This is a genomic window from Pseudoalteromonas sp. A757 (assembly GCF_004103285.1).
GTDB lineage: Bacteria > Pseudomonadota > Gammaproteobacteria > Enterobacterales > Alteromonadaceae > Pseudoalteromonas > Pseudoalteromonas galatheae.
In genome coordinates this window covers 103,077-114,873 of record NZ_QNQN01000059.1, presented here as the reverse complement: position 1 = coordinate 114,873, position 11,797 = coordinate 103,077, and the positions used below count along the sequence as shown (strand labels likewise).

The window sequence follows — 11,797 nt, the reverse complement described above, 5'->3', positions numbered from 1 at the left end:
AAGAACATGGTGCGGAAAGAGAGACTTGAACTCTCACATCCGAAGATACTGGAACCTAAATCCAGCGCGTCTACCAATTCCGCCACTTCCGCATTTGTAAATGGTGGCTATGCCCTGATTTGAACAGGGGACCCCATCATTATGAGTGATGTGCTCTAACCAGCTGAGCTACATAGCCATCTATTTAACTTCTCATCATCGCTGATGCGGGGCGTATTATGCGTATATGCCCCCAAGCCGTCAACACCTTTTTTGCAAAAAATCTGCTAATACAGTTTGTTTGCAGATAAATTAAGCGAAACGGCTTGTTTTTATATCAAATCATGCAGGGCAATTGCAAATGTTTAACAATGCCTGTGAATTTTTATTCCTTTAGAGTCTATAACTTGCTTTGAAGAAAAGGCGCTATTTGATTAAAAAGCAGAGTTGATAAAACTAAAAAGGAGCCGAAGCTCCTTTTATTGCGATAGCGTGTAGTAACTATGGTTACACATTAAATAAGAAGTTCATCACATCGCCATCTTTTACGATGTATTCTTTACCTTCTTGACGCATTTTACCCGCATCTTTCGCACCTGATTCACCACGGAACTCGATATAATCATCAAAGCCAATAGTCTGCGCTCGAATAAAACCACGCTCAAAGTCTGTGTGGATTTTACCAGCAGCTTGAGGTGCTGTCGCGCCAACAGGGATAGTCCATGCTCGTACTTCTTTTACGCCAGCTGTAAAGTAAGTTTGCAGTTTCAACAACTCATAGCCACCACGTATTACGCGGTTCAGGCCCGGCTCTTCTAAGCCTAAGTCATCCATAAACTCTTTCTTATCTTCGTCTTCAAGTTCAGAAAGTTCAGCCTCAATTGCTGCACATACTGGGATCACAACCGCGTCTTCTGCAGCCGCAATTTCACGCACTTTGTCTAGGAATGGGTTATTTTCAAAGCCATCTTCGTTAACATTGGCGATGTACATAGTTGGCTTGATCGTTAAAAAGTTTAGGTAGCTTATTGCTGCAGCTTCTTCTTTATTTAGCTCAAGTGAGCGAAGCGTTAAACCTTCGTCCAAGTGCGCTTTTACTTTTTCAAGTACAACCAGTTCAAATTTCGCGTCTTTATCGCCGCCTTTCGCTTTCTTTGCGTTACGTAAAACTGCGCGATCTGCAGTATCCATGTCTGCAAGTACCAGCTCAGTGTTAATGACATCAATGTCTTCAGCAGGATCGATTTGACCCGCTACGTGAACGATATTTTCATTTTCAAAACAGCGAACTACATGACCGATAGCATCCGTTTCACGGATGTTTGCCAAAAACTGGTTACCTAAACCTTCACCTTTTGATGCGCCTTTTACCAAACCGGCAATATCTACAAACTCCATTGAAGTTGGGATAGTACGCTGAGGATTTACAATTTCAGCTAGCTGGTCAAGACGAGCATCTGGTACTGGTACTACACCGGTATTCGGTTCGATAGTACAAAAAGGAAAGTTCGCGGCCTCAATGCCCGCTTTAGTCAACGCATTAAATAAAGTAGATTTACCTACGTTAGGTAAACCAACAATGCCACATTTAAAACCCATAGTGTTTATTCCTAAATTTCTACCGTATTATCTCAAGCCCGCATCATGGCGAACGAGAAGCTTAGGTATTACTCAATCAATCGCAGCAGTGAACTGTTACGGTTTAAATGAATGTAGTCGATTTTGCGCTTTTAACACACCGTCTTTTGCGAGTATTTCCATACATCGAACTGCTTCATCCACAGCGGCATCAATTTTTTCTTGATCAGCTTGTGGTGCTTTGCCTAGAACCCACCCTGTGACTTTGTCTCTGTGTCCTGGGTGACCAATACCAACGCGCAATCGCATGAATTCTTTGTTATTTGCCATTTTAGCGATAATGTCTTTTAAGCCATTGTGGCCGCCGTGACCACCGCCTTTTTTGAGTTTGGCGATACCGGGTTCTAAATCCATTTCATCGTGAGCAACTAGAATACTCTCGACGGGGATCTTATAAAAATTGGCAAGGCTCGCAACCGCTTTACCACTTAAGTTCATATAAGTAGTAGGGATCAGCAACTTAAACTCTTGGTTATTGATGAGCACTTTGCCTGTGAGGCCGTGATGCTTAGTGTCTGGTTTTAGGAGGCAGTTGTATCTTCTGGCTAGTTCTTCGATAAACCAAGCGCCAGCGTTATGACGGGTGTTTGCGTATTCGGGGCCTGGATTAGCCAGGCCCACAAGCATTTGAATATTATTCAAGGTGTTAACACCTGAATAATTACTCAGCTGCGTCTTCAGCAGACTCTTCAGCAGGAGCTGCTTTAGGAGCGTTTACTGAAACAACTGCTTGGTCGTGATCTGCACCTTTAGCAAGTTCAACTGAAACAACACCAGCTGGAAGGTTGATGTCAGAAAGGTGTAGAGTTTCGCCAACAGCTAGAGTCGCTACGTCAACTTCAATGAACTCAGGAAGTCTTGCTGGAAGACAAGTGATTTCAATTTCAGTTAGTTGGTGAACGATAGTGTTACCACCTTTAGTCGCTTTCTCTTCGTTGATGAAGTGAACAGGAACTTTAGTGTGAAGCTTTTGAGAAGCATCAACGCGTTGGAAGTCTAAGTGAGTGATCTTAGGCTTGTACGGGTGACGTTGGATATCTTTAAGAATTGCTTCAACAGACTCACCGCCAATGTTAAGCGTTAGGATGTGAGTGTAGAAACCTTCGTCTTCTTGCGCTTTCAAAATTTTGTTGTGATCAAAAGTTAGTGAAACCGCATCTTTACCAGCACCGTATAGGATTGCAGGAACTTTATCTGCGCGACGTAGGCGGCGGCTCGCACCAGTACCTAGGTCAGAACGTACTTCAGCGTCAAATTTGTAGTCAGACATGGATGTCTCCAAAATAATTAAGTTAATGTATCAGAGAGCTCGCGACCAAGCTCCCTGCCTAAAAAAGGCGCGCCAATATACCACTAACGCACTTGCAATGAAACCTATAAAACAAAAAAAGCACCAGAGGTGCTTTTTGGCTAATCAGTTTTGCTGCTGATTAATGTTGAAACATCGCAGAGATTGATTCTTCGTTGCTGATACGGCGGATTGTTTCAGCCATCATATCCGCAAGTGTCAATACTTTGATGTTATCAAGCGCTTTCAATTCATCAGAAAGTGGAATTGAATCAGTCACAATAACTTCATCGATAACAGAGTTACGTAGATTTTCCGCTGCATTGCCCGAAAGTACTGGGTGAGTTGCGTAAGCGAATACGCGCTTTGCACCGTGCTCTTTAAGTGCTGCGGCTGCTTTACATAAAGTACCGCCTGTATCTATCATGTCATCGACAATGATACAGTCACGACCAGCAACATCACCAATGATGTGCATAACTTGAGAAACGTTAGCCTGTGGACGACGCTTATCAATGATCGCTAGGTCTTTATCATCTAACAGTTTTGCAATCGCACGAGCACGAACCACACCACCGATATCAGGTGAAACTACTACTACATCTTCGAACTTACGCTCTTTCATGTCTTCGATTAGCACTGGGCTACCGAATACATTGTCAACAGGTACGTCGAAGAAGCCTTGGATTTGTTCTGCGTGTAGGTCAACGGTAAGAACACGGTCGACACCTACGCTTGAAAGGAAGTCTGCAACAACTTTAGCAGTAATTGGAACACGAGCAGAACGCACTCGGCGGTCTTGACGTGCGTAACCGAAATAAGGAATAACGGCTGTGATACGACCAGCAGATGCACGACGTAGCGCATCAACCATGACGATTAACTCCATTAAATTATCATTTGTAGGAGCACATGTTGATTGGATGATGAATACATCTGAACCACGAACGTTTTCGTTGATTTGAACGCTAATTTCACCGTCGCTAAAACGGCCAACAACGGCATCACCTAACTCAATAAACAAACGTTTTGCAACTTTTTGAGCTAGCTCAGGTGTTGCGTTACCAGCGAAGAGCTTCATGTCGGGCACGGTAGGGTTCCTCAGGCACTGAATTTTTTGGACTAACATGCAATGACCATGAAATAAAAAAGTCAAAACAAGCTAACTTAAACAATTTACTTCTAGTTTTGCCAAGCGCGCAATTGTCGATGACAAATTGACTCACTTGTATTTTGGGCAATAAAGCCCTGCCAAGATGAAGGTAGGATTTCGAGCACACGCAGCGCTGCCTCACGATTTTCAAACTCCGCGAAACAACAAGCTCCAGTACCAGTCATTTTGGTTGGTGCATATTTTAGCAACCACGCGAGGGTCTTTTCAACCTCGGGGTAAAGCTTTTTGACAAGAGTTTGACAGTCGTTGCCCGTATCCGAGAGTTTCCAGCCGCTTTTTAGCTTTGGTGTATTGCGTGGTAAGTCTGGGTGAGTAAAAACTAATGCGGTGCTGACATGAACGGGTGGGGCAACCACCAAATACCATTTTTGAGCGATGTCAATGGGCTCAAGTTGCTCACCAACACCGTGGGCTACGGCTGTTTTACCTTCAACAAAAACAGGCACATCGGCGCCTAGTTGGAGACCGAGTTTTGCAAGTTCTGGGATAGTAAGCTGACATTGCCACAGCATATTGAGTGCCAATAAAGTCGTGGCAGCATCGGATGAACCACCACCAACACCTCCACCCATAGGAAGCTGTTTATTTAAGTGGATGTCGACACCAGCCGCAATTTTTTTATAGGGCTCAAGAATTTTGGCGGCTTTATAAATGAGGTTATCTTCGAGTGGAATACCTGCGGTGTCACCACAAATGACGATTTCTTGCTGGTTACTGGTTAGCGTAAATGCTAATTCATCACCAAAATCTAAGAAAGTAAATAAAGTTTCTAGTTCATGGTAGCCGTCTTCTCGACGGCCATTGATATGCAAAAAAAGATTTAATTTTGCCGGAGCGCTTAGCGTCAATGTCTTCATTTAAACTGCCATGAAGTGATTAATACTTTGACCTCAATATTGGTCGATGAGAGTTTCATACGGCTAGGTAGCCACATTCCATCTTGCATTTTATATTGTTGATAGGTGATTTGCCACACTCGGCCTGATGGGCTCTGCCACTGTGCATTGCTTATTCTGCCAAGGTCATCAAGTGTGCTGGCTGGTGCTTCGACTAAGCCTGTTAGCCATTGAGGGGCTTGATTGACCGGAAGAGAGAGGCCACTTAACCGCTTAACCAAGTCGCTACTGTCCATGCCTTTATGGACATTGTCTTCAAAGGTCAGCTCTGAGTGCGTGTCTAACTCTTCTAGTTCGAATATGCGGGTGCCAACAAAGCTGGTTAAAATCAGATTTTGTTTCTCTTCTTTTAAATACCAATTAAAGTTAGCTGATTGACGATTGTCTGGGGCAATAAATGCAAGTTTACCTCTCGCTTGCCAATTCTTTTGATGTTTTAGCTTAGATTGCCAGTCTTGTGCTACGTTTTGCTGAGGTAATTGTTGCGCACAACCGGTTAAAATTAATAAAAATATGAGTAAAATCAAATGAAGTTGTCTCAAAGGTCTTTCCTTACTTTCCATATTCGATTGATTTTTGGTAAAATTGCCAGCTTTAAAGCAGGGCTCGAGCAATACTGGCATCTATGACCATCATCGCACTTGGTATCAATCACAAAACCGCGTCTGTAGAATTACGTGAAAAAGTGGCGTTTTCTCCAGAACAGCTTACAGAAGCATTGCACCAACTCCAACATTCTTCGCAGTTTAAAGAATCTGTGATTGTGTCGACCTGCAATCGAACCGAGATCTATTGTAGCCTTGAGTCTGCTGATCCCCAAGCACTACTCGGTTGGTTGTCAGATTTTCATAACATAGAGCAACGAGACTTAACAGAAAATGTCTATGTGCATATGAATCAGGATGCGGTGAACCATTTAATGCGAGTTGCCTGCGGTCTTGATTCATTGGTTTTAGGTGAGCCACAAATTCTTGGCCAAATTAAACAAGCTTTTAGTACAGCCAAACAGCACCATGCAATTCAGCCAACATTTGAACGCTTATTCCAAAAAACTTTTTCGGTGGCGAAGCAAGTGCGTACCGAAACTGATATTGGTGCAAGTGCTGTCTCAGTGGCGTATGCCGCTGTTAATTTGGCAAAGCATATTTACGGTCAATTGGATAAAACTCAGGTGTTACTTATCGGTGCTGGTGAGACAATTGAGTTAGTCGCTAAGCACTTATCACAGCACAATCCAAAGTCAATCACCGTAGCTAACCGCACAATTGAGCGTGCACAAAACCTAGCAACAGAAGTTGGCGGTAGTGTTATTTCTCTGGCGCAGTTGCCTGATGCGCTGCCAAGCGCAGACATTGTTATCAGTTCTACTGCGAGCACCTTGCCAATAATAGGTAAGGGAGTAGTCGAACAAGCGCTTAAAAAGCGTCGTCATAAGCCAATGTTATTTATCGATATTGCGGTGCCTCGCGATATCGAAAGCCAAGTGTCAGAGTTGGATGCCGCTTATCTTTATTCAGTCGATGACCTTCAGGCAATAGTCAATGAAAACTTGGCCAGCCGTGAACAAGCGGCCATCGAAGCGCAGCAAATCATTGATACACGCACGCAAGAGTTTTCCGAGTGGCAACGTTCGCTGCATTCAGTGGATGTCATTAGGCAGTATCGACAAAGCGCGCAAGAAATTAAAAATGAGCTCGTGGACAAAGCACTAAATCAGCTACAATCGGGCAAAGAAGCAGATAAAATTATTATTGAATTAGCAAATAAGCTGAGTAATCGACTAACACACGCTCCAACACGCGCCATTCAAGAGGCTGCGAAAGAAGGCGATATAGATAAGTTAGCGCAACTCAAGCAAACATTAGGTATTGAGCAGGAATAACGAGTAAATGAAAGAGTCTGTATATCGTAAGTTAGAAACCTTAGTAGAGCGCTATGAAGAAGTTCAAGCGATGCTAAGCTCGCCTGAGGTGATTAGCGATCAGAACCGCTTTCGCGCCTTGTCAAAAGAGTTTTCAGAATTAGAAGACGTAGTTAAAGCGTTTACAGCCTATCAACAGGCTCAGGAAGACGTTGCAACTGCTGAAGAAATGCTAAAAGACTCGGATCCTGACATGCGTGAAATGGCACAGGAAGAGTATAAAGAAGCAAAAGCTGCCATTGCTGCGCTTGAAGATGACCTTCAAGTATTGATGCTACCAAAAGATCCAAAAGATGATAACAATGTATTCTTGGAAGTGCGCGCGGGAACGGGCGGTGATGAGGCGGCGATTTTCGCTGGTGATTTATTCCGCATGTATAGCCGTTACGCAGAAACGCAAAAGTGGCGCGTTGAAATCGTGAGCGCTAACGAAGGCGAGCACGGTGGCTACAAAGAAGTGATCGCTAACATAAGCGGCGATGGAGTTTATGGCAAACTAAAGTTTGAATCCGGCGCTCACCGTGTGCAACGAGTTCCTGAAACCGAATCTCAAGGCCGTGTTCATACCTCTGCGTGTACGGTTGCCGTGATGGCAGAGATCCCAGAGGCAGAAGCCATTGAAATTAATCCATCGGATCTAAAAGTGGATACTTTCCGTGCGTCAGGTGCCGGTGGTCAGCACGTCAACAAAACCGATTCTGCTATTCGTATCACTCACTTGCCGACAGGCGTTGTGGTTGAATGTCAGGACGAACGTTCACAACATAAAAATAGGGCGAAAGCACTGTCTGTACTAAGTGCGCGTTTACAGCAAGCTGAAGATGAAAAACGTGCGGCAGCAGAAGCTTCTGAACGTCGTAATCTAGTAGGTAGCGGTGACCGCTCTGAGCGCATTCGTACTTACAACTTCCCACAGGGCCGTATAACCGATCACCGTATCAACCTGACACTTTATCGCCTTAATGAAGTGATCTCTGGTGAGTTGGGTGCTGTTATCGACCCGCTGGTTATTGAATATCAGGCTGATCTGCTAGCAGCAATGAGCGAAAGCGATTAATGTCAACATTTAACATTGCCCAAGCCGTTACTTGGGCAACCTCTGAGCTGCTACCACATTCCGAGTCAGCAAAGCTCGATAGCGAAGTGTTATTGCTCCATGTTATCGATAAAAACCGCACTTATCTCTTTACTTGGCCCGAAGCGGAGCTTTCTGCAATAGAGCTGCAGCGATTCGAAGAATGTATCGCACGCCGTGTTTCGGGAGAGCCCGTGGCACACATTACAGGTCAAAGGGAGTTCTGGAGCCTGCCTTTAAAAGTCAACAACAGTACGCTTATCCCAAGGCCAGATACTGAAACTCTGGTCGAGCATGTTTTAACACTCAATATGCCAAATGACGCTCAGGTGCTAGACTTAGGCACAGGTACAGGTGCGATTGCTCTGGCGTTGGCGAGTGAATATCCCGCTTGGCAGATCACTGCGCTAGATGCTTCAGCAGACGCCGTGGCGCTTGCGAAGTCTAACCAAACTCAGTTGGGCTTCGATAACGTGTCGATTTTGCAAAGTGATTGGTTTAGCGCAATTGCAGAGCAAAAGTTTGATTTGATTGTGAGTAATCCACCCTATATTGATAGAGCCGATCATCACTTGTCAGAAGGTGATGTGAGATTTGAGCCGCTCAGCGCGCTGGTTGCGGATGACAATGGCTATGCTGATATTTTTCATATCATCAGGACGGCCAAGCTACACCTGAACTCGGGGGGATATTTGCTACTTGAACATGGCTTTGAGCAAGCAGATAAGATCCAACAGTTTTTTGCAGAAATGGCGTATATTAATATACTTACAATAAAAGATATGGCAGGGTGTGATAGAGTGACTTTGGCAGTGTTACCGTAAAGTTACGAACTCACACGAAAGTTAGGCGCTTCAATAGGATCCGCAATATGGATGATTTTTTGTTTTCAGACGAACCCGCTGACGTAGTTGAACCTGAAAAAGTAGGCACTTGGAAGGTCATTATTGTCGATGATGAGCCCGAAGTGCATGCAGTGACAAAATTGGCACTGAGTGACTTTGAGTTTCAAAAGAAGCGTCTGGAATTTATTAGCGCTTATTCCGGTGAAGAAGCAAAGAAAATCGTTGATGCCAATCCCGATGCTGCGGTGGTGTTGCTGGATGTGGTTATGGAAACCGACGATGCGGGTTTGCAGGTCGCAAAATACATTCGTGAAACTGCCAAAAATAACCATATCCGTATTATTTTAAGAACCGGCCAGCCAGGTCAAGCACCAGAGCGTCAAGTTATCGTTAACTATGATATCAATGATTATAAGTCGAAAACAGAACTCACCGCGCAAAAACTCTTTACTGTGGTGATGTCGAGTTTGCGTTCATATCGTGACATTCTTGCCATAGACCAATCAAGACAAGGGCTTGAGAAAATCATTAAAGCCTCTCGTGATATTTTCGCAACTCACTCCATTGAGAGCTTTATTGAGGGCGTGCTACAGCAACTTACTTCGCTGATAGGCACGGTCGACCAAGCTATGTATGCAACATCGCTTGCAGCGGGTAAAGAAGCTGGTCAAACGAACGATCAACTGGTTGTATTTGCAGGGCGTGGAGAGTTTGAAAGTAGCGAGGGTAAGCCAATTTCGGAAGTGCTCAGCAGCGATCAAATGGATGCTTGCTTAAAAGCACTACAAGATAAAGACATTGTATACAAAGACAATTATCTATTTGCGTATTGCTCCAGTGACTACAATCACGCCTCAATGCTGTTTGTGTCTGGGATCCCTGAGTTCTTAACTGAAACCCAGCGTCATTTAATTGATATTTTTGCCCAGAATATGCAGCTTGCTTACGAAAATGTACAGCTACAAGCCGAAATTGAAGATACCCAGCAAGAGTTGGTGATCCGTTTAAGTGAAGCACTTGAACTTCATTCAACCAATACTGGCAATCATGTGAAGCGGGTGGCATATCTTTGTCATACGCTTGCCAAAGAAATGGGACTTTCTGATAAAGAGGCTGAGCTGGTGAAAATGGCTTCACCACTGCACGATGTGGGTAAAGTTGGTATTCCCGACACGATTTTAAATAAGCCTAGCAAGCTGGATGATGAAGAATGGAAAGTCATGCAAACTCATACAGACAAAGGCTTTGACTTATTAAAAGATTCTCGTCGTGAGATTGTCAGTGCGGGCGCGTTAATCGCTCGAGACCACCATGAAAAATGGGATGGTAGCGGTTATCCGAAAGGCAAAAAAGGCGATGAAATACACCTTTATGGTCGTATAGTGGCACTAGCCGATGTGTATGACGCCTTACGCCATAAACGTTGCTACAAAGAGGCATGGAGCCAAGAAGATGCGCAAAAAGAGATTACTGCGCAAAAGGGAAAACACTTTGACCCTAAACTCGTAGATGTATTCAACCGTTGTATTAATGAGTTAGAATTGATCCTACAACGTTTCCCTGATTAGAGAATGATATGGATTACATGGCGTTAAAACATACGCACTTATTATTTGTGGTATTGAGTATTGTACTATTTTACACTCGCGCGTTTTCGCGTTTGGGCTCTGGTAAGTTAGCAACAAACAAAGGTGTGTTTATTACCAGCCACAGTGTAGACACTTTATTGCTAGTTACGGCTGTTATTTTGGCGGTAACGGCGGGGCTGAATCCTGCGCAACAACCTTGGCTACTACAAAAAATCGTTTTAGTGTTTGGTTATATTGCGCTGGGTTTTGTAATTGCAAAAGCAAGTGTTAAAAAGACCAAATACTTGGCGCTAGGCGCTGCAACATTAGTACTAATGGCCATCGCGCATCTCGCCGTAAGCAAACAAGGCTTCTTTGCTTAAGCATTTCAATTGGCGCTTGGCTTATCACCGAGCGCTTCTATATCTCCATAATAAGTAAACATTTTTACTATTTCAGTGAACGATAGATTGGTATTACTAAATTTCCCCCCTTGGGAATATGACAAAAAGTGGTAAACTAGTCGTTCTAAATGAAAGCAATTCAAGAGAAACCGAATTTTATGAAGAATGATATCTGGTTAGATGAGAATGACTTATCTCTCGATGACAATTCAGATGCATTTTCCTATCCGCCATTGATCCGCTGTATCAAGGCTGAGCAAAGTTGGGATGCACAAGCTGATACCAATGAAACTTTGTGTCAGTTAGCAGAGCTTGAATTTGCCGTGGATGAAATTCGCCATAAGCACGCAAGCAAACATAAATGTTTAGATGAAATCTTGGACGCTTTTTATACCCTGTGGCTATTCAGTGGTAGCAGTCAAAAGGTACCAGAATACAAGCTCAACAGTGTTTGCTACGCTCTTTCTATGCGCAGTGGTACTAATACTGCGTTGGGTCTTATTTTAGTGCACCTGCTTGAACGAGCGAAGTTAGAGGCAAGCCTTGCTCTAAGTCAAGGGGAGATTATCGTGCATGTCGCATTTAGCGAAGAAGAGGGTTATGTCATTGAGCCAAGCTCAGGTCATCAGAGCTGGTACATAATTCCAGAAAACGAAAACAACCAAGACAAAGAGCAAGAAAAAGACCAAGAGCCGATGGAGCTTATTTTTAACGAAGAGTCGTTGAAGCTTTATTTGTCTCAGCAAAAGTGGGCGTTTATTGCAGCAGAAAAGTTTGGTCATGCGTTAAGTTGCGTCGAGCAATTGATGGATATCTTAGGCGATGATCCTTATGAGCGTCGTGATAGAGGCTATCTACTCAACCAGTTAAATTGTCCGAAGATGGCAAAAGACGACTTACAGTTTTTCGTTGATGAATGTCCGGACGACCCAACCATTGAAGTGATCCAGCATCAGATCAAAGAGTTGGCTGATCATAATAATATTTTGCATTAAACATAGTTATATAA

General features: G+C 43.8%; 12 protein-coding genes and 2 tRNA genes. 6 read left to right on the top strand and 8 right to left on the bottom strand.

Going from position 1 to position 11,797, the window contains the following annotated elements:
* Positions 1–7: 7 nt before the first annotated feature.
* The 8 genes from DRB05_RS05175 to lolB all read right to left on the bottom strand — a co-directional run bounded on the left by DRB05_RS05175 (position 8) and on the right by lolB (position 5,517).
* A tRNA-Leu gene (locus tag DRB05_RS05175) sits at positions 8–92 on the bottom strand.
* 9 nt (positions 93–101) lie between these two features.
* Positions 102–178, bottom strand: a tRNA-Met gene (locus DRB05_RS05170).
* A 308-nt stretch (positions 179–486) separates the two neighbouring features.
* Complete coding sequence (gene ychF, locus DRB05_RS05165; protein ID WP_128725974.1) at positions 487–1,578, bottom strand: redox-regulated ATPase YchF; 1,092 nt, start codon at positions 1,576–1,578, stop codon at positions 487–489.
* A 96-nt stretch (positions 1,579–1,674) separates the two neighbouring features.
* A complete protein-coding gene (gene pth, locus DRB05_RS05160) occupies positions 1,675–2,259 on the bottom strand; it encodes an aminoacyl-tRNA hydrolase (RefSeq protein WP_128725973.1) in 585 nt (194 codons plus the stop codon).
* Positions 2,260–2,278: 19 nt separating this feature from the next.
* Positions 2,279–2,887, bottom strand: a complete 609-nt coding sequence (locus tag DRB05_RS05155; protein WP_128725972.1) for a 50S ribosomal protein L25/general stress protein Ctc — start codon at positions 2,885–2,887, stop codon at positions 2,279–2,281.
* 160 nt (positions 2,888–3,047) lie between these two features.
* The gene (locus tag DRB05_RS05150) at positions 3,048–3,995 is read right to left on the bottom strand and encodes a ribose-phosphate pyrophosphokinase (protein WP_010370444.1); all 948 of its coding nucleotides are present in this window, start codon (positions 3,993–3,995) and stop codon (positions 3,048–3,050) included.
* Positions 3,996–4,087: 92 nt separating this feature from the next.
* Positions 4,088–4,936, bottom strand: coding sequence for a 4-(cytidine 5'-diphospho)-2-C-methyl-D-erythritol kinase (ispE, locus tag DRB05_RS05145; protein ID WP_128725971.1), 849 nt, complete (start codon positions 4,934–4,936; stop codon positions 4,088–4,090).
* Positions 4,933–5,517 (bottom strand): lipoprotein insertase outer membrane protein LolB, encoded by a 585-nt coding sequence (lolB, locus tag DRB05_RS05140; protein ID WP_161568673.1) that lies wholly within the window; start codon positions 5,515–5,517, stop codon positions 4,933–4,935. The genes ispE and lolB overlap by 4 nt, the downstream gene beginning before the upstream one ends.
* 83 nt (positions 5,518–5,600) lie before the next feature.
* Here lolB and hemA point away from each other — a divergent pair, with 83 nt between their 5' ends.
* The 6 genes from hemA to DRB05_RS05110 all read left to right on the top strand — a co-directional run bounded on the left by hemA (position 5,601) and on the right by DRB05_RS05110 (position 11,783).
* Positions 5,601–6,857: a glutamyl-tRNA reductase gene (hemA, locus tag DRB05_RS05135; RefSeq protein WP_128725969.1), complete on the top strand. Its 1,257-nt coding sequence runs from the start codon at positions 5,601–5,603 to the stop codon at positions 6,855–6,857.
* Positions 6,858–6,864: 7 nt separating this feature from the next.
* The gene (gene prfA, locus DRB05_RS05130) at positions 6,865–7,953 is read left to right on the top strand and encodes a peptide chain release factor 1 (protein ID WP_128725968.1); all 1,089 of its coding nucleotides are present in this window, start codon (positions 6,865–6,867) and stop codon (positions 7,951–7,953) included.
* Positions 7,953–8,795: a peptide chain release factor N(5)-glutamine methyltransferase gene (gene prmC / locus DRB05_RS05125; protein WP_128725967.1), complete on the top strand. Its 843-nt coding sequence runs from the start codon at positions 7,953–7,955 to the stop codon at positions 8,793–8,795. The genes prfA and prmC overlap by 1 nt, the downstream gene beginning before the upstream one ends.
* 47 nt (positions 8,796–8,842) lie before the next feature.
* Positions 8,843–10,384 carry a response regulator gene (locus DRB05_RS05120; protein ID WP_128725966.1) on the top strand — a complete coding sequence of 514 codons (1,542 nt, stop codon included), beginning with the start codon at positions 8,843–8,845 and terminating at the stop codon, positions 10,382–10,384.
* Between the two features lie 8 nt (positions 10,385–10,392).
* Positions 10,393–10,767, top strand: a complete 375-nt coding sequence (locus tag DRB05_RS05115) for a SirB2 family protein (protein ID WP_029215915.1) — start codon at positions 10,393–10,395, stop codon at positions 10,765–10,767.
* Between the two features lie 179 nt (positions 10,768–10,946).
* Complete coding sequence (locus DRB05_RS05110) at positions 10,947–11,783, top strand: tetratricopeptide repeat protein (RefSeq protein WP_240036206.1); 837 nt, start codon at positions 10,947–10,949, stop codon at positions 11,781–11,783.
* The last annotated feature ends 14 nt before the right edge of the window (positions 11,784–11,797 follow it).